The following is an 18,161-nucleotide window of genomic DNA, read 5'->3' on the forward strand; positions in this document are numbered from 1 at the left end:
GCAATCTTGCCCAGGGGCATTATCTTATGCCAGCGGCGGCAAAGCGTAAAGTATTTCTCAATAGTGATTGCAATTGCACAACAGAACGTTGTGCAAACATGCGGCCCGGGATGCTTTACTCTTCGAGCAGACCATTTTCCGTGAGCATATCCTGCACCAGTTCCAGGCGCAGCACGGGATTGTCCTGGCTCAGCAATAGCTGTTTTTGCATGGCGCTCAAGGACAACAGTTCGCACCAGCGGTTCGCCACCCAGCCGCACTCGTCGAGGCGGTACGGTGGCTGCAGGGGCATTTGCTCGGGCGGAATCTTTTGCTCCTGCAAGGTGCGGATCAGGGCGCCGAGCGCGTCGGCCACGTTCTGCTGCTCTTGCGGGATGGGGATGGCTTTATCGGGCGGCAAGGTATCGACTTGCGCCACCCACAAGCCATGCTTCAGCTGTTCGCTGGAAACGATGTGAAAGCGCTGCATGCCCATGCATTTGATTTGCAGCAAACCCGACAGGGGCGCGGCCCAGTCGACGACGCGCGCCAACGTGCCCACGGGCGCCAGGGTTTCCAGCTGGCCCGGCTTGCGCACTTCCGTGCCGTCCAGCAGTTGCACCACGCCGAACGGCTGCTCGCCCATGATACACTGACGTATCATGTCCAGATAGCGTACCTCGAAGATCTGCAGGGGCAGATAGCCGTCGGGATACAGCACCGTATTGAGCGGGAACAAAGGTATCGAGGTCATGGCGCATGATGGCACGAATGGCATATCCGTGCAGCGCGCCTTGCCTTGTCAGCTTAACTGCGCCGATTATTTGTAGAAGCGGCGCTTTTTCGCTCTTTCCGCGGCTTTTGGCGCCAGCACTTTCACGGCCTTTTTCTGGATCGTGCCGCCGGCGGACGTGCCCGGCACGCGGTGCTCGGCCTCGAAACCGGGCTCCTCGTTGCGTTTCAGGGTTTGCCGCGTCAGCGCTTCGACGGCCGACAGCAATTCCACCTCGTCGGCGCAGACGAACGAGATCGCTTCGCCCGAGGCGCCCGCGCGGCCCGTGCGGCCGATGCGGTGGATATAGTCTTCCGCCACGGTCGGCAAGTCGAAATTGACGACGACGGGCAATTGGTCGATATCGATGCCACGGGCGGCCACGTCGGTAGCCACCAGCACCTGCACTTCGGCGGATTTGAAACGGGCCAGCGCGCGCAGGCGGTTCGGCTGTGTCTTGTCGCCGTGGATGGAATCGGCGCGCACGCCCTGCTCCAGCAAAGTGTTCACCAGCAGCTCGACACCCTTGCGCGTCTTGACGAAAACCAGGACCTGGCCCCAGCGCTTTTTCTTCAGCAAGTGCAAAAACAGTTCCGGCTTGCGTTTCTTGTCGCACACGATCACCGATTGCTTCACGGCCTTGACCGTACTGTTGCGCGCACTGACCTCGACCGAGACGGGATCCTTCAGCATGGTTTTCGCCATGGCGCGGATGGCGTCCGAGAAGGTGGCCGAGAACAGCAGGGTCTGGCGCTGCTTGGGCATGGTCATCAGCAATATATCGAGCTCGCGCTCGAAGCCCAGGTCCAGCATGCGGTCGGCCTCGTCCAGCACCAGGGTTTGCACCTGCTCGAACTTGACGGCGCCCTGCGTCTGCAAGTCCAGTAAACGGCCCGGCGTGGCCACCAGCACGTCGAGGCCCTTGCGCAGTTTGCTGATCTGCGGCTCGATGGGCACGCCGCCATACGCGACAAAGCTGCGCAGCGGCAAGTTGCCGCCATAGCTGCGGAAGCTGGCATAGACTTGCTCGGCCAGTTCGCGCGTGGGCACGAGCACGAGCACGCGCACGCACTGCGGCGCCACCACGCCCTCCAATGTCAGGCGCTGCAGCAGCGGCACGGCGAAACCGGCCGTCTTGCCCGTACCCGTCTGGGCGGCGGCCATCAGGTCGCGCCCGGTCAGCACGGCAGGAATCGCTTGCGCCTGCACGGGCGTGGGCTTGGCATAGCCGAGCTCGTCAAGTTTGCGGACCAGGGGATCGATCAGGCCGAGGGAGGAAAACGTCATGGGGAAAGCAATCTTGGCAAATGAAAAGGTGGCGCGCACGGACGGGCCGTGCGCGCAATTGCCGAGATTATAGGCCAGCGGGGATGCCGGCCGGGGTTTTCAGTATAGAAACAGCGCGCTCAGAACTTCATTTCCAGCGTCGCGCGCGCCTGCGGCGAACTCGGCGAAATGCTGTTGCGGGCTATCGTGCCGCTGGCGTCCGCATACGTGGTGGTGCTTTCGAAGTCTTGCGCCAGCAAGTTCGACACGGCCAGACGCAGGTGGTTCTTTGCATCGAATTTCCACAGCGCATAAATGTCGACGTCGCGCCGCGGCGAGGTGTAGGCGCTCTGGCGCTCTGTGATGCGCACGGGGCCGCCATTGCGGAAGTTGAAGCTGCCGCCCATCGTCAGCACGCCGTCCGGCGTCTTGTAGTCGAGACCGAAGTTGCCGCTGACGGGGGTCTGCTGGTCGAGCCGGTTGTTCGGTCCCGGCACCTGCTCCACCTGCGACCAGTTGCGGCTGATGCTGGCGCGCAAGTCGATGGCCGGCACGGGCGCAGCCAGCACGGCGCGCAGCGGGAACTTCGCTTCCAGTTCCAATGTCTGAGTATTGGCGCGGCCATCGTTGACGGGCGTCGATACCCAGCGATCATTGATGAATAGCAAGCCCTGGCGCGTATAGCCATCGATACGGCGGGCCGAGGCGCGCGCGCTGAGCAAGGCGCCTTCGGCCCAGTAGTGCTCGTACGAGGCGTCGATGCCCAGCGCCAGCTCCGGTTTCAGGTAGGGATTGCCTTCGCGATCAGGATCCGTCTGGCTATTGTTGGTCGAGGTATTGCGGCGCGGAATCAGGCTCGCCGTGGGCTGCGCCTTGTAGGTGCGCGTCAGGGCCAAACGTACCTGGTCGCCCTTGGTATCGGGCAGCTTCCACAGCGTTTGCAGCAGCGGACTCCACACGCTGGTGCGCTGGTTCACTTCGTCATAGGTATCGCCCGCGCTGCGCGTATCGATGCCTTCCCAGCGTACGCCCGCATACATCGACCAGCGCGGCGTGATTTCCCAGTCGTCCTGCACAAACAGGGCCAGGCGCTTGATGGTGGCGTCGAAACCTTCGTCGCTGTTGATGGGCGGACGCGCGCCCAAGGCAGCCAGCGCCGCTTCGCGCTGCCGGCGCGTTTCGTCGCGCTCCGTGTAGGCGCCATCCCAGCCCATCGACAAGGCATGGCCGGGCAGCAAGGGCGACGAATATTTGCCCGTCGAACTGACGCCGTTTTCCGTCGCCTTCACGCCCACCTTGCGCTCGAGCGCCAGGCCGCTGCCGTCGATAAAACCTTGCTGCAGGCTGTCGGACGTATTGCGGGCGGCCGAGGCGCCGATTTTCAGTTCCAGTTTGGCGCCGCCGGCCAGCTTATGCATCCACGTCAGGTCGCTGCGGCCGAAGGCGTTGTGGTTGCTTGAGCTGCCCGTGTTGGTATCGTAGTCGGGACGCACGCCCTGCTCCGTTTCCGCCCGGCTGAAGTTGCGGTGATTCGAGCGCCCGCCATTGAAAAAGAATTGCGCCGTCACATTGTCGCCGTTGGCCAGCACCCAGTTCAGGCGCGGCGACAGATTGATGCCTTCCGGACGGCCATCACCCGTGCCGTTCGTGCGGCGCAGCAGGTTTTGCCGGCCGCCGGGCGCGTAGCCCAGTTCCAGTCCGGGATTGTCGTAATGGTAGTCGTAGCGGAACAGCGAGCCGGCCATCGAATACGAGAAATTGCCGTCGCGGTCGGACAGTTGCACGTTGACGCTGGGCGAAAAGCTCACATCGCTGCCCTGCACGCCCAGCTTGAGCTCGCGCTGCGCCGTCTTCACGGCTTTCTTGAGCACCACGTTGATGGTGCCGGCGATCGATTGCGTGCTGTACTCGGCGCTGGCCGCGTGCAGAATTTCGATGCGCTCGATCACGTCGGGCGACAGGGTATCGAGCGAAAAACCGGCCGGCGCCCGCTCGCCATTGAGCAGTATCTGCGTATAGCCGCTGCCCAGCCCGCGCATGCGGATTTCGCCACCTGAGCGCCCGGCCGCGCCGGAGACGGTAATGCCGGGCAAGCGCTTGAGCACGTCGGTGACATTCGTGTCGCCATACTTGAGGATCTCCTCGCTGCCGACGACCATCTTGCTGGCCGTATCGTCGCGGCGCGGATCATAGCCGCTGCCCTTGACTTCGACGGTTTGCATGGGCTTCTCGGCCTTCAGCGGTGCGGCGGTGACAGCAGCGTCGGCTGGCACTTCGGACTGCTGGGCTTGGGCATTCCAGGCAAGTAAAACGGCGGAACAAACAACGGTAAGGCGGAGGCAACGGCGTGGCATCATGACCTGGCTGAAAAAAGTTGGCTGAATAAAAATGGCTAAAAGCTAAAAAACAGGCCGCTGTATTGTGCTGCAATTTTTTCCGAGCGGCGCAGTTTCCTGAAAATATTTCTTACAGCAAATTAAATTCGGCGGCGGGCTGCGATACGCACCCTTGCATACGGCGCATATCATTGCGCGCCACATCGCCGCTATAATGCGTTTTCACCATTGTTCCCATCACCCCGTCAAAGGCTTCCCATCGTGTCTGACCGTCTTGCCGTCCTGCCTCAATATCTGCTTCCAAAAGGAGCGTTGACCAACTTTGCCGGCCGGATCGCCGGTGCCAAAGGCGGCGCCATGACTACGCGTTTGATCCGCTGGTTCGTCGGCCGTTACAACGTCAACATGGATGAGGCGCTGGACCCGGACATCACGCACTACACAAGCTTCAACGACTTTTTCACGCGCGCATTGCGCCCCGATGCCCGTCCGCTGGCCCAGGCCGACTACATCTGCCCCGTCGATGGCCGTATCAGCCAGTTCGGCATCATCGACAAGGACCAGATCTTCCAGGCCAAGGGCCACAACTTCAGCACCACGGCCCTGGTCGGCGGCGATGCGGCCCTGGCGGCCCAGTTCGAACACGGCAGCTTCGCCAATCTGTACCTGAGCCCGCGCGACTACCACCGCATCCACATGCCGTGCGATGGCCGTTTGACGCGCATGATCTATGTGCCCGGTGAATTGTTCTCCGTCAACCCGACGACGGCGCGCGGCATTCCCGGCCTGTTCGCCCGCAACGAGCGCGTCGTCTGCGTGTTCGACACGGCCAACGGCCCCTTCGTCATGACCCTGGTCGGCGCCACCATCGTCGGCAGCATGGCCACCGTCTGGCACGGCGTCGTCAACCCGCCCCGCACGGGCCAGGTGCGCGACTGGAGCTATGCGAACGACAATGTCGTACTGAAACAGGGCGAAGAACTGGGCCGCTTCCTGCTCGGCTCCACCGTCGTCATGCTGTTCCCGAAAGACACCGTGCAATTCAACGCCAACTGGCAGCCGGCCGGCCCCGTGCAACTGGGCGAAGTCATGGGCAACCTGCCCAAGTAAGGCATCCGGACGCGCGCCCCTAGACGGGCGCGTCAGTCTGGTACATCTCCTCCATCAGATCGAGAAACGCGCGCGTCTTGGCCGGCATCAAACGCCGGCCGGGAAACACGGCCCAACCCGTGACCAGCGGGAAACTCCACTCCGGCAGCACGCGCACCAATTCCCCCGTCGCCACATAGGCCTTGGCAAAGCGGTCCGTGCTGGCCGCGATGCCCACGCCCGTGCAGGCCATGCGCACCAGCAATTCCGGCGAATTGGCCAGCAGGCGCACTGGAAGATCGCGCTCCCACGTCGTCTTGCCGCGGATCAAAGTCCAATGCACGAGGCCATGCACGGCCCGTGGCAAGCTGAGCAGATCGTGGCCGTACAGATCGTCGGGATGCTCGGGCAAGCCGTGCACGCTCGTGTATTGCGGCGAGGCATACAGTGCCAGGGTGCTGAAGGCCACGCGACGCGCGGACAGGCTGGCGTCGTCAGGCAAGTTGCCCATGCGGATGGCCAGGTCAAAATTTTCTTCCAGCAAATCCACGCGGCGCGCCGACAAGTCCAGTTCCAGCGAAATGGCAGGATAGCGGCGCACGAACTCGGCCAGCACCTGGCGCATCAGGGTGTCGCCGAAATCGGCCGGCATGGAAATGCGCAGCAAGCCGCTGGGCCCGGCCTGGCGGTGCTGCGCCAGGGCGCCGGCCGCCTCCGTTTCCTCGACTACCTTGCGCGCGTGCTCGAGCAGGCTGGCGCCAAACTCCGTCAGCGCCAGCTTGCGCGTCGTACGCAGCAGCAGCCGTTCGCCCAATTTCGCTTCCAGCAGCGAGATGCGCCGCGACAGGGTCGACTTGGGCAAGTCCACGCGCACGGCGGCACGACTGAAACTGCCGCATTCGACGACTCTGGCAAACAGCAGCAAATCTCCGGGATCGATATTCATACAACTTCATTGTTCCATTGGTGGATTAATGTTATCCATTTTAACGGCTTCCGCATCAATTTTGGAATTGCTATAGTTCATCCATCGCAAGACACCTCACAACGGAGAAAACAAGATGAACATCCTGCAAATCAATTCCAGCGCCCGCAGCACCGGTTCCGCCTCGACCCGCCTGGCTGACGCCATCGTCGCCCGCGTACAAGCGGCCAACCCTGGCGCCGCCCTCGTCCGCCGCGACCTCGCTGCCGCACCGCACCCTGTGCTCGACGAGCCAACCCTGCAAGCGCTGTTCACGCCAGCGGACAAGCGCACGCCGGAGCAAGCGGCCCGCATCGCCCTGGACGACGCGCTGATTGCGCAAGTGCAAGCAGCTGACGTGATCGTCATCGGCGCGCCGATGTACAACTTCGGCATCACCGTGCAACTGAAAAGCTGGTTCGATGCGATTGCCCGCGCCAACGTCACCTTCAAGTACACGGAAAACGGCCCAGTTGGCCTGCTGAGCGGCAAGAAAGTCTATGTGGGCCTGTCCCGCGGCGGCTTACACCGCGACAGCGCCAACGATAGCCAGGTGCCTTACCTGAACACCATGTTCGGCTTCCTGGGCATGACCGACGTGCAATACGTGTATTCGGAAGGCATGGGCATGGGTCCGGAAGCCGTGGCCAAGGCACAAGCCCAGGCGGATGCCGAGATCAACGCCATCCTGGTGTAATAGCTGACTGCCGCAACAAGGGGTCAGACCCGGCGGGTCTGACCCCAAACAGGAGAACACAATGAGCGACATCACCACCGTCAACAAGCCACGCGCCGTCGAGCGCGTGATCGCCGGCCAGGCCGTCATGGATGGCGCCGGCGTAAAGATCAACCGCGTGCTGACGCAGCAGCTGCAGCGCCGTCTCGACCCGTTTTTGATGCTCGACAATTTCGCCAGCGACAAGCCGAACGACTATATCGCCGGCTTCCCCGAGCATCCGCACCGCGGCTTTGAAACGGTCTCGTACATGATCACGGGGCGCATGCGCCACAAGGACAGCGCGGGCAACGAAGGCTTGCTGACGTCGGGCGGCGTGCAATGGATGACGGCCGGCAGCGGCGTGATCCACTCGGAAATGCCGGAGCAGGAGGAAGGCGTGATGGAAGGTTTTCAGCTGTGGCTGAACCTGCCCGCGCGCGACAAGATGCGCACGCCGTGGTACCGCGATTTCACGAGCAGCGAAATCCCCCGCTACACGACGGACGCTGGTGTGGACGTGCAAGTGATCGCCGGCGAGAGCCATGGCGTGACGGGCGCCGTGCAGCGCGAGCTGACGGAACCGCTATACCTCGATATCGACTTGCCAGCCGGCGCCAGCTTCGAGCAGCCGCTGCCGCCAGGCCATAACGCTTTCATCTACACGTTCCGTGGCGAAGTGCAGGTCGACGGCAAGGCCGTGCCCGCCCTGCGCATGGCCATCTTCGCCAACACGCCGGGCAGCGACGGCGTACGCATCGAGGCACCGCAAGGCGGCCGCGTGATCCTCGTCGCCGGCCAGCCCTTGAACGAACCGATCGCGCAATACGGCCCGTTCGTCATGAATACCCAGGCGGAAGTGTTCCAGGCCGTGCAGGATTTCCGCGAAGGAAAGTTTGGCGAGACGGCGGCGCAGTAAAATTATTTGCTCCAGGTAAAACCTGCAGTGCCTCGCGGCCTGCAGGTTTTTTTCGTGCCGACTATTTTGTTGCTTTTCAATTACACTGACGGCAACCTCATTTCACAAAGCATTCCATGCAGCCGACGCACACCGAACACGACGCCACCCATTTGCACGCCCACCTGAAAGGCGACGCCAAGCACACCCACTCGTTCGAGGGGCGCAGCCAGAGCATCCTCGCGTGGGCGCTGGGGCTGACCCTGTCGTTTGCCGGCATCGAGGTGGCGGCCGGTTTCCTGTCCAATTCGCTGGCCCTGATTTCCGACGCGGGCCACATGGTCACGGATGCGGCCGCGCTGGGCCTGGCCCTGTTGGCGCAGCTGATCGCCCGCCGTCCGCCGTCGCCGCGCCACTCGTTCGGCTTTGGCCGCGCCGAAGCGCTGGCCGCCTTCGTCAACGGCCTGGCCATGCTGTGCGTCGTGGGCTGGATCTGCTATGAAGCCGTGCTGCGCTTTTCCGCCCCGCAAACCGTGCAAGGCGGCATGGTCTTCATCGTCGCCTTCATCGGCCTGGCCATCAACCTGGTGGTGGCGTGGGTCTTGTCGAAAGACAAGCAAAGCGTGAACACGCGCGCCGCCCTCGTGCACGTGATGGGCGACTTGCTCGGCTCGGTCGCCGCCATCGTCGCCGGCGCCGTGATTTACTTCACGGGCTGGATGCAGATCGACCCATTGCTGTCGGTGCTGGTGTCCCTGCTGATCCTGAAATCCACGTTCGGGGTATTGAAAGAGTCCTATCACTTCCTGATGGAAGGCGTGCCCGTGCACATCGACTACATCCAGGTGGGTGCGGACGTGGAACAAGTGGACGGCGTCATTGCCGTGCACGACCTGCATGTGTGGGACATGTCGCCCGGCCAGCCGGCCCTGATCGGCCACGTGGAAATCGAACACCTCGACCATTGGCCGAAGGTATTGCGGGCGATCAAGAAGATGTTACTGAGTAAGCATGGGATAGACCACATCACTCTGCAGCCGGAGACGGCGGCGATGGCGGGGTTACATCAGGGTGACAAGACGCATTAATTGAACCCAACGGCAAAGACCGGGGTCAGACCCGCCGGGGCATTGCGTCCCAATGGGGCGCAATGCGATCGCGCAGCGACAGACCCCAAAGTACACTAACTTCTGCGTGCCTCAAGAACACCACTGACATCCTTAATCACATTCAGCGCCTTCAACAACTGCGCCGTCGAGCTGATCTCGGCCGTAAAGGTCATGCGGGCCTGGCCCTTGGCGCTTTGGGTGTTGACGCCGATGACGTTGATCTTTTCGCGCGAGAAGATTTCGGAGATGTCGCGCAGCAAGCCCTGGCGGTCGCCGGCGAGAATAAAGATGTCGACCGGATACACGGTGTCGTGCCCGCCCGTGCTGCCCCACTCCGTGAAGATCACGCGCTCTGGCGACTTGGCGCGCATTTCCTCGAAATTCTTGCAGGTGGCGCGGTGGATGGAAACACCCTTGCCGCGCGTGACAAAACCGACGATGCTGTCCGGCGGCGCCGGCTTGCAGCACTTGGCCAGCACGGTCATGAGGCCTTCCGTGCCCACCACCAGTACGCCGGACTTGGCGCCCTGCTCCACGCTGGAAGCGCGGCTTTTACCGACCAGCACGGCGTCTTCCGGCACCACCACTTCGCCATTGTCGTGCAGCGCCTGCTCCACGTGGCGCAGGCTGAATTCATCCTTGCCCACCGACAGGAACAGCTCGTCGACTTTGGCAAAACCCAGCTTTTGCGCCAGCGCCTCAAGGTTGACGGCCGTCTTGCCTTCGCGCTGCAGCGACTTTTCCACCAGCGTGCGGCCGTGGGCCAGGGTTTCCTGCATGTCGATCGCGTGGAACCAGGCGCGGATTTTCGAGCGCGTGCGCGTGCTGACGGCGTAGCCGGCGCTGAGCCAGTCGCGCGACGGTCCGGCCGTGCCCGGCGCGCCTTTGGCCGTGATGATTTCGCAGGTCTGGCCGTTTTTCAGCTGGGTATTCAGGGGCACCATGATGCCGTCGACCTTGGCGCCGCGGCAGCGGTGGCCCACGTCCGTGTGCAGGTGGTAGGCAAAATCGACGGGCGTCGCGCCCACAGGCAATTCCAGCACGCGCGCTTGCGGCGTCATAACGAAGATGCGGTCGTCCAGGGTGGCGGACTTGAGCTTTTCCACCCATTCGCGCTGGATTTCTTCCTGGCCCACGACGGCGTCTGCCACCTCCGTTTTCCAGGCCAGCAGCTGGCGCAGCCAGGCGATCTTTTCGTCGTATTTCTGGCCGGCAAAGTTCGAGCCGCCCTCTTCCTTGTAGCGCCAGTGCGCGGCCACGCCGTATTCGGCAAAGCTGTGCATTTCATTCGTGCGGATTTGCACTTCCAGCGGGCGGCCATCCTCGGCCGTCACCACCGTGTGCAGCGACTGGTAACCGTTTGGTTTCGGCCGCGAAATGTAATCGTCGAATTCTTTCGGGATGGGGGTCCAGATATTGTGGACCACGCCCAGCACCGTGTAGCAGGTTTTCACGTCGGCAACAATGACGCGAAAGGCGCGCACGTCGTACAGGGCCGTGAAATCGAGCTCCTTGCCGCGCATCTTGTTCCAGATGCTGTAAATGTGTTTCGGGCGGCCAAATACTTCCGCCTGGATACCGGCCGAAGCCAGTTCCGTCTGCAGGCGCAAAATCGCCGAGGACACGAAGCCCTCGCGCATCATGCGCTTTTCTTCCAGCATCTTGGCGATGCGTTTATACGCTTCCGGTTCGATGAAGCGGAACGACAAGTCTTCCAGTTCCCACTTCAGCTGCCAGATACCGAGGCGGTTGGCCAGCGGCGCGTACAGATCCAGGGTTTCCTTGCCGTACTCACACGTCATTTCGTTGAACAGCTTCAAGTCGGCAAAGTAACGCAAGGTCGTCACGCAGGCGGCCAGGCGCACCAGCACGACACGCATGTCGGAAGCCATCGCCAGCAACATCTTGCGCAAGGTTTCCACCTGGGCCACGGCTTGCTGCGCCGCATTCTTGCCGCGCCCGCCAGCGCTGCCGTGCTGTGCCTGGGTCAGCGCGCGCAAGCGGATCAGCTGGCGCACGCCTGTTGCCAGGTCGCACACCTGCTTGCCGAAGCGGGGCTCGATGTCGGCCGCCGTATCCGGCTCCAGCAGGGTCAGCTCGAACATCAGGCCGGCGATGCGCGTTTCCGCATCGCTGCGCAGGAAAGCCAAGGTGGTGGCCACGCCGATGGCGAACTCGAGCGCGGAGCGGCCGGCAAAGGTCTGCTTGTCGCCATACGCTTCGGTGGCATAAGCGAGCGCGTCCAGCACGCGCGCGCAGTCCGGCGCACTCAAGCCCTCTACCAGTTGTTCCGATGTGGCGCTATTCGGGGCCGAGATGGAAACCATGTATTACCTTTAAACTTGATGACTGAACAACTTGAAAACTTAACGTTCTGCAGCGATGACGACGATTTCAACCAGGCATGCCGGATTGGCCAGTTTCGCTTCCACCGTGGCGCGCGGCGGCGTGTGGCCGGAGGCGACCCAGTCGTCCCACACTTCATTCATGCCGGGGAAATCCTTCATGTCGGCGATGTAGATCTGGCACGACAGGATGCAAGTCTTGTCGCTGCCTGCTTCCATCAGCAAACGGTCGACGTGGCCCAGCACTTCGCGCGTCTGGCCGACGATGCCTTGCGTGGTGTCTTCCGCGATCTGGCCAGCCAGGTAGATGGTGTTGTTGTGTATCGCTACTTCGGAGAGGCGTTTGCCTACGTGCAGTCGTGTAATTTCCATGCTTCTTCTTTCGGTTGTTTCAAAAATCTGTACAGCGTATTACCTGTGTTACTTGCCCAGCAAAAACTTGCGGGCGATGGCGATCTGGTCGTCGTGGACGAAAGTGGGCGCATGGCCCACGCCGGCGATTTCCACCAGTTCCGCCTTCGGGCCGCGACCGAGCATGCGCGTGGCCGTTTCGTGCGACAGCAGATCGGATTCCGAGCCGCGCACCAGCAGAGTCGGGCAGCGCACGGCATCATACGCGGCCCACAGCATCGCTTCGTCGCTGGCCGCCGATTCCGGCGTGGCCGAGCGGAACGGCATGGCCAGTCCCATATCATAGTGGCGGCGCCAGTGGCCATCCTTATCTTGCCGCAACACATCGACCGCCAGTTTATGCCATTCCGCGTCCGTGTGCGGACCGAAGCTGGCGGACACGTCGCGCACGAACTTGGCGCCCTGCTCGAAGGTTTCGAAGCGCAAATCCTGGCCGATGTAGTCGCCGATGCGCTGCAGGGCTTCGGGCGCCAGGGTCGGGCCGATATCGTTCAGGACCAGCTTGCTGATCGGGCTGTGCGGCAACGATGCCAGGCCCAAGCCGATCAGGCCGCCCATCGACGTGCCGAACCAGTCCACCGTCTGGCGCTCGCCATTGGCCAGCACGCGCGCCAGCAGGGTCACCATGTCGCTCACATATTGCGGCACGCGGTAGAACTGCGGATTGGCCAGCCAGCCCGAGCGCCCGCGGCCCACCACGTCGGGGCAGATCACGCGGTAATCGCTGGCCATGGCGCGCGCCAGGTTGTCGAAATCGTCCGCCACGCGCGTCACGCCATGGGCGCAGACGAGCACGTTCGGATTATCGGCAGCGCCCCACTCCTTGTAGGACATGGTATGCAAGCCTGCGGGGGAGATGCACTGCACGGATTTGATGCTCGCTTCGATCATGCGATTCCTTATAACACCGGAGCTACGGTTTTGTCCGGCGTCGTTATTTGGTAGTAAAAAACAAAGAAACCGGCGATTTGCCGGTTGCCTCGCGTGCGACGCTACGGCAGTGTAGCGCAGCGCGGGCAATGCTCCAAGCGCGCGCCTGAAATGCTGCGCCGCAACACACTACTGGCACGCTCGCCATGGCGCAATACCCGATATAGCGAAAATGCATATCTGCGGTTATCCACAATTGAGCCGGCCTGGCAATGCGCGGATGATCGCAGCATCAACCCGCAAGAGGAGACCACTCGTGAAAAAACCATTCTATAAAATCCTGTATGTACAGGTGCTGTTCGCCATCGTGGCCGGCGTGCTGCTGGGGGTGTTCTACCCTTCCAACGCCGTCGACATGAAACCGCTGGGCGACGGCTTTATCAAACTGATCAAGATGATCATCGCCCCGGTGATCTTCTGTACCGTGGTCTCCGGCATCGCCGGCATGCAGGACGTCAAGAAAATCGGCCGAGTGGGCGGCAAAGCGCTGCTGTACTTTGAAGTGGTCTCCACCTTCGCGCTGGCCATCGGCTTGCTGGTTGCTAACATCCTCAAACCGGGCGCCGGCTTCAACGCCGATCCGGCCCACCTGGACGCCAAGTCGATCGCGCAATATACGCATGCCGAAGGCATGTCGACCATCGACTTCGTGATGAACATCATCCCGAAAACCTTCGTCGACGCTTTCGCCAAGGGCGACATCCTGCAAGTGCTGCTGATCGCCATCCTGTTCGGCTTTTCGCTGTCCCTGCTGGGCGAGCGCGGCCGTCCGGTCACCAAGCTGATCGACGAACTGTCGCATGCCATTTTCGGCATGGTCAACATCATCATGAAAGTCGCTCCGATCGGCGCGTTCGGCGCGATGGCCTTTACCATCGGCAAATACGGCCTGGCTTCGCTGATTCCGCTGGCCAAGCTGATGGGTTCCTTCTACCTGACCTGCTTCCTGTTCGTCTTCATCGTGCTGGGCCTGATCGCCAAGTACACGGGCTTCTCGATCGGCCGCTTCCTGCTGTACATCAAGGAAGAACTGCTGATCGTGCTCGGTACCAGCTCGTCGGAATCGGCCCTGCCGGCCCTGATGAAAAAACTCGAGCGCCTGGGCTGCTCCAAGCCAGTCGTCGGCCTGGTCGTGCCGACCGGCTACTCGTTCAACCTGGACGGCACCAATATCTACATGACCATGGCCGCCCTGTTCGTGGCGCAAGCCACCAACACGGAACTGACCATCTGGCAGGAACTGACCATCCTGGGTGTGGCAATGCTGACTTCGAAAGGCGCGTCCGGTATCACGGGCGCCGGCTTCATCACCCTGGCCGCGACCCTGGCCGTCGTGCCGACGATCCCCGTGGCCGGCATGGCGCTAATCCTGGGCATCGACCGCTTCATGAGCGAATGCCGCGCGCTGACGAATTTTGTGGGCAACGGCGTGGCCACCATCGTCGTGTCGAAATGGGAAAAAGAACTGGACATGGACAAGCTGCATAGCGAGCTGGCCCACCCCACCCACCCGACCGAAGACGCGTATGTCGCGCCAGCCGTGAATATCGTCAAGTAAGCCGTACTCTCCATTGCAAAGCCCCGCAGAGCGATCTGCGGGGCTTTTTTCATTGTGCGCGCGCTTCTCGAATCATCAATACACAGTAAATCATGCATCAATATTTATCACGATGATCAATGAATGAAAAACTATTACAGTACTGTCACCTGTTCGCCGTCAAGCTCCCGCATAATGACATTGCGTTAATGCAAGCCTGACACCGAACCATCCTCACTTTTGAATGGAGCACGCATGTCCCTCTCGCCCGCCTTTTACGCCACCTGGAGCCCACGCTTGCTGGGCTTGCTGCGCATCATCCTCGGCTTTCTCTTCCTGCAACACGGCACGGCCAAGCTGTTCGGCGCGCCGCACGTGGCCATGTTCGATGGCTTGCAACTGTTTTCCGTGATGGGCGCGGCCGGCGTCATCGAGCTGGTCGGCGGCACCTTGCTGCTGGTGGGCCTGTTCACGCGCCCCGTCGCCTTCATCCTGTCGGGACAGATGGCGGCCGCCTATTTCATGGCGCATGCGCCAGCCGGTTTCCTGCCGATCCTGAACGGCGGCGAAATGGCCGTGATGTATTGCTTCACTTTCCTGTACTTCGCGGCAGCGGGCGCCGGCGCCTACAGCCTGGACGCATTGCGCGGCAAGGCTGGCGCATAAAAAAAAGGGCGGACATCGCTGTCCGCCCTGCTTCGATACGACGATCCGCCTGGCTTACACGGCGGAGACGTCCAGTTCCGCGCCCGTGGCCGCCTGTACCTGTTCCTTGGTCACGCCCGGCGCCAGTTCCACCAGCTTCAGGCCGTTTTCCGTCACGTCGATGACGCCCAGGTCACTGATGATGACGTCAACCACGCCCACGCCCGTCAGCGGCAAGTCGCACTGTTTCAGCAGCTTGTGCGACGTCGTGCCATCCTTGGCGGTGGCCACGTGTTCCATCAGCACGACGACACGCTTGACGCCGGCGACGAGGTCCATCGCGCCGCCCATGCCCTTGACCATCTTGCCTGGAATCATCCAGTTCGCCAGGTCGCCCTTTTCGGACACTTGCATGGCGCCCAGGATGGCCAGGTTGATCTTGCCACCACGAATCATGCCAAACGAATCGGCCGAGCTGAAGTAGGCGGCGCCGGGCAAGGCCGTCACCGTCTGCTTGCCCGCGTTGATCAGGTCGGCATCGACTTCCGCGTCGGTCGGGAACGGGCCGATGCCCAGCAAACCGTTTTCCGACTGCAGGAATACTTCGATGTTCTCCGGCACATAGTTGGCGACCAGGGTCGGCAAGCCGATGCCCAGGTTCACATAAAAGCCATCCTGCAATTCCTTTGCCGCGCGCGCGGCCATTTCGTCACGTGTCCAAGCCATAATAATCTCCGTATTCTTTTTTATGCTTCAGTGCGCACGGTGCGCTGCTCGATGCGTTTTTCCGGGTTCGCGTTGACCACGATGCGGTGCACGAAAATGCTCGGCGTGTGGACCTGGTCCGGGTCGATCTCGCCCACTTCGACCAGTTTTTCCACTTCGACGATGGTGATCTTGCCGGCCATGGCCACGTTCGGGTTGAAATTGCGCGCCGTTTTGCGGTAGACCAAATTGCCCGCGCGGTCGGCCATGTAGGCTTTGACCAGCGACACATCGGCCACGAGGCTGCGTTCCATCACGTAGTGCTCGCCGTCGAATTCGCGGAGCTCCTTGCCATCGGCAACGATGGTGCCCACGCCCGTCTTGGTGAAGAAGGCGGGAATGCCAGCGCCGCCGGCGCGCAGTTTTTCGGCCAGGGTGCCTTGCGGCGTGAATTCCAGTTCCAGCTCGCCAGCCAGGTACTGGCGCGCAAATTCCTTGTTTTCACCCACGTAGGAGGCGATCATTTTCTTGATCTGGCGCGTGGTCAACAGCTGGCCCAGGCCGAAGCCGTCCACGCCCGCGTTATTCGAAATGGCCGTCAAGCCCGTCACGCCCGAATCGCGCAAGGCGCCGATCAGGGCTTCGGGAATGCCGCACAGGCCGAAGCCGCCGACGGCGATGGTCTGGCCATCTTGGACGATACCGGCCAGCGCCGAGGCGGCGTCAGGATAAACTTTATTCATGGGTGTCCCTCTATCTTTTGTTAAGCTTTGGTCTTGAGTCCATGACTCAGGCAGCGACTCAGCATAAAATACGCGAGTGGAAAGTACAATACCGTAGAACTACCGGCGCCGTGCCGGCAATCCCCCTGTGAGAGTGATACGTATCAGATGAACGCCGCGTCAGCCATCGATTATGAAAGCATCTTCCTGCACGCGCCCGTGGGCATGTGCATGTCGGAAAACCGCATCATGCGCAGCTGCAACGAAGCGCTGGCGGCCATGTTCGGCTATGCGCGCGCCCAGCTGGACGACCAGTCGTTCGAAGTACTCTACCCCACGCACGACGAATTCCTGCGCACCGGTGACCGCATCATCCCCATCATGAACGCCAAGGGACGCTATTCGGACGAGCGCATCATGCGCCGCAGCAATGGAGAATTGTTCTGGTGCCACGTCACGGGCCACGCCATGCTGCCGAAGGAACCGCTGGGGCCGGGCATCTGGACGTTCGAGGATGTCAGCGAGAAACGTCCCGTGACGGCGGAACTGACCCCGCGCGAGCGCGAAATCGCCGCCCTGCTGGTGGAAGGCAAGACCAGCAAGGTCATCGCCCGCCAGATCGACCTCAGCCCCCGCACGGTGGAAATGCACCGCGCCAAGCTGATGCGCAAGTTCGCCGCATCGACGTCGTCCGAGCTGGTGCACAAGCTGGTGGGGCTGCAGCTGCAGCGCTAGAAGGTACTCATGCCACCGTCAGCGGAAATGATGGCACCGTTGATGAAGTGCGAATCCTCGCCCGCCAGCAGCAGCAACAGCCCATCGAGGTCTTCCGGCTTGCCCGGACGTTTATTGGGCAGCATTTCGATCAGCTTCTTGCCCTGCTCGGTGGCAAAGTAATCTTCATTGATTTCCGTGGAAATATAGCCGGGGCAGATGGCGTTCGTGTTGATGCCGTATTTGCCCCACTCCACGGCCATGGCGCGCGTCATGTGCACCATGCCCGCCTTGCTCATGCAATACACGCCGATCTGCGGCAGCACCTGCAAGCCCGCCATCGAGGCGATATTGATGATGCGGTGCTGTTTCTTCGGGTCGCCCTTGGCGCGCGCGATCATGCGCTTGGCCGTTTGCTGGGCGACGAAGAACGAACCGCGCAGATTGGTGTCCATCACGAACGAGTAATCTTCGGGCGTGACGTCGACCAGGCGTTGCGTGGTGGAGACACCTGAATTGTTGACGAGGATATCGATGGGGCCCGCTTCCGTTTCCGCATGCGCGATGGCCGACTTGATGCTGGCGAAGTCGGTCACGTCGAGCGACACCACGTGCGCGGCGCCGCCGTCCGCCTCGATTTCGGCGCGCAATTCCTTCAGGCGTTCGGTGCGGCGCGACGCCAGCACGACCTGTGCGCCGGCCTGGGCCAGCACTTTTGCAAAGCGCGCGCCGAGGCCGCTCGATGCGCCGGTAATCAGGGCAATCTTGCCCTCGAAATTGACTTCTATGCCCACGAGCTACTCCTGTTTTATTTTAGACAACACTTTACGCCGTGCCTATGGCAATCGGGCAAATTCCCCCGCAGCGCACTCGAGCAAAAGTAAACGCCATCATTACACAAAATGGCCGGATTTAGATTGCGGCGAGGGGCAATGTCACGCAAAATGGCGCCAAAGTTGCAATCCTCGTCAAAAACAAGCACACTCGTGCTTAAATTTCCCCGATGATGCTTTATTCCCTATCC

17 protein-coding genes are annotated in these 18,161 nt (G+C 61.6%); 7 read left to right on the plus strand and 10 right to left on the minus strand.

The features are described 5' to 3' along the window. Window positions 1–115: 115 nt before the first annotated feature. From ACQ4WO_RS08975 to ACQ4WO_RS08985, 3 genes are all read right to left on the minus strand, one after another. A complete protein-coding gene (locus tag ACQ4WO_RS08975) occupies window positions 116–733 on the minus strand; it encodes an LON peptidase substrate-binding domain-containing protein (RefSeq protein ID WP_230518654.1) in 618 nt (205 codons plus the stop codon). Between the two features lie 66 nt (window positions 734–799). Further along, on the minus strand, window positions 800–2,038 hold the full coding sequence (locus ACQ4WO_RS08980) for a DEAD/DEAH box helicase (RefSeq protein ID WP_436481103.1): 1,239 nt from the start codon (window positions 2,036–2,038) through the stop codon (window positions 800–802). A gap of 119 nt (window positions 2,039–2,157) precedes the next feature. Then, window positions 2,158–4,239 carry a TonB-dependent receptor plug domain-containing protein gene (locus tag ACQ4WO_RS08985; protein ID WP_436481104.1) on the minus strand — a complete coding sequence of 694 codons (2,082 nt, stop codon included), beginning with the start codon at window positions 4,237–4,239 and terminating at the stop codon, window positions 2,158–2,160. 375 nt (window positions 4,240–4,614) lie between these two features. Here ACQ4WO_RS08985 and asd point away from each other — a divergent pair, with 375 nt between their 5' ends. Continuing rightward, window positions 4,615–5,463, plus strand: a complete 849-nt coding sequence (gene asd, locus ACQ4WO_RS08990) for an archaetidylserine decarboxylase (protein ID WP_436481105.1) — start codon at window positions 4,615–4,617, stop codon at window positions 5,461–5,463. A 19-nt stretch (window positions 5,464–5,482) separates the two neighbouring features. On the opposite strand, the gene ACQ4WO_RS08995 is transcribed toward asd, so the two are convergent. Continuing rightward, a complete protein-coding gene (locus tag ACQ4WO_RS08995; RefSeq protein ID WP_436481106.1) occupies window positions 5,483–6,388 on the minus strand; it encodes a LysR family transcriptional regulator in 906 nt (301 codons plus the stop codon). 115 nt (window positions 6,389–6,503) lie between these two features. Between ACQ4WO_RS08995 and ACQ4WO_RS09000 the strand changes: the two genes are divergently transcribed. From ACQ4WO_RS09000 to ACQ4WO_RS09010, 3 genes are all read left to right on the plus strand, one after another. Further along, a complete protein-coding gene (locus tag ACQ4WO_RS09000; protein WP_102294713.1) occupies window positions 6,504–7,103 on the plus strand; it encodes an FMN-dependent NADH-azoreductase in 600 nt (199 codons plus the stop codon). Window positions 7,104–7,164: 61 nt separating this feature from the next. Beyond that, window positions 7,165–8,040 (plus strand): pirin family protein, encoded by an 876-nt coding sequence (locus ACQ4WO_RS09005; protein ID WP_436481107.1) that lies wholly within the window; start codon window positions 7,165–7,167, stop codon window positions 8,038–8,040. Between the two features lie 116 nt (window positions 8,041–8,156). Beyond that, entirely contained in the window at window positions 8,157–9,107 is a 951-nt protein-coding gene (locus tag ACQ4WO_RS09010) for a cation diffusion facilitator family transporter (protein ID WP_436481108.1), read from the plus strand. Between the two features lie 95 nt (window positions 9,108–9,202). On the opposite strand, the gene ACQ4WO_RS09015 is transcribed toward ACQ4WO_RS09010, so the two are convergent. From ACQ4WO_RS09015 to ACQ4WO_RS09025, 3 genes are read right to left on the minus strand one after another with little or no spacing between them, the layout of a single operon-like run. Next, window positions 9,203–11,455: a RelA/SpoT family protein gene (locus tag ACQ4WO_RS09015; RefSeq protein WP_436481109.1), complete on the minus strand. Its 2,253-nt coding sequence runs from the start codon at window positions 11,453–11,455 to the stop codon at window positions 9,203–9,205. 39 nt (window positions 11,456–11,494) lie between these two features. Further along, a complete protein-coding gene (locus tag ACQ4WO_RS09020) occupies window positions 11,495–11,845 on the minus strand; it encodes a RidA family protein (protein WP_034752339.1) in 351 nt (116 codons plus the stop codon). Window positions 11,846–11,893: 48 nt separating this feature from the next. After that, a complete protein-coding gene (locus ACQ4WO_RS09025) occupies window positions 11,894–12,775 on the minus strand; it encodes an alpha/beta fold hydrolase (protein ID WP_219328396.1) in 882 nt (293 codons plus the stop codon). A 259-nt stretch (window positions 12,776–13,034) separates the two neighbouring features. Between ACQ4WO_RS09025 and ACQ4WO_RS09030 the strand changes: the two genes are divergently transcribed. Next, window positions 13,035–14,372 (plus strand): dicarboxylate/amino acid:cation symporter, encoded by a 1,338-nt coding sequence (locus ACQ4WO_RS09030; RefSeq protein WP_223279167.1) that lies wholly within the window; start codon window positions 13,035–13,037, stop codon window positions 14,370–14,372. Between the two features lie 234 nt (window positions 14,373–14,606). After that, window positions 14,607–15,017, plus strand: a complete 411-nt coding sequence (locus tag ACQ4WO_RS09035; RefSeq protein WP_139092776.1) for a DoxX family protein — start codon at window positions 14,607–14,609, stop codon at window positions 15,015–15,017. 54 nt (window positions 15,018–15,071) lie between these two features. Here the strand turns inward: ACQ4WO_RS09035 and ACQ4WO_RS09040 are convergent, their stop codons facing one another. Both ACQ4WO_RS09040 and ACQ4WO_RS09045 read right to left on the minus strand, forming a co-directional pair. Further along, window positions 15,072–15,722 carry a CoA transferase subunit B gene (locus tag ACQ4WO_RS09040; RefSeq protein WP_035818065.1) on the minus strand — a complete coding sequence of 217 codons (651 nt, stop codon included), beginning with the start codon at window positions 15,720–15,722 and terminating at the stop codon, window positions 15,072–15,074. Between the two features lie 20 nt (window positions 15,723–15,742). After that, the gene (locus tag ACQ4WO_RS09045) at window positions 15,743–16,444 is read right to left on the minus strand and encodes a CoA transferase subunit A (RefSeq protein WP_436481110.1); all 702 of its coding nucleotides are present in this window, start codon (window positions 16,442–16,444) and stop codon (window positions 15,743–15,745) included. A gap of 147 nt (window positions 16,445–16,591) precedes the next feature. On the opposite strand from ACQ4WO_RS09045, the gene ACQ4WO_RS09050 reads away from it, so the two are divergent. Then, window positions 16,592–17,158: a LuxR C-terminal-related transcriptional regulator gene (locus tag ACQ4WO_RS09050; protein WP_046684925.1), complete on the plus strand. Its 567-nt coding sequence runs from the start codon at window positions 16,592–16,594 to the stop codon at window positions 17,156–17,158. Here ACQ4WO_RS09050 and ACQ4WO_RS09055 read toward each other — a convergent pair. Then, window positions 17,155–17,931: an SDR family oxidoreductase gene (locus ACQ4WO_RS09055; RefSeq protein WP_034752351.1), complete on the minus strand. Its 777-nt coding sequence runs from the start codon at window positions 17,929–17,931 to the stop codon at window positions 17,155–17,157. The genes ACQ4WO_RS09050 and ACQ4WO_RS09055 overlap by 4 nt on opposite strands. Window positions 17,932–18,161: the final 230 nt, after the last annotated feature.

The organism is Janthinobacterium aestuarii (genome assembly GCF_051380835.1).
Lineage (GTDB): Bacteria > Pseudomonadota > Gammaproteobacteria > Burkholderiales > Burkholderiaceae_D > Janthinobacterium > Janthinobacterium aestuarii.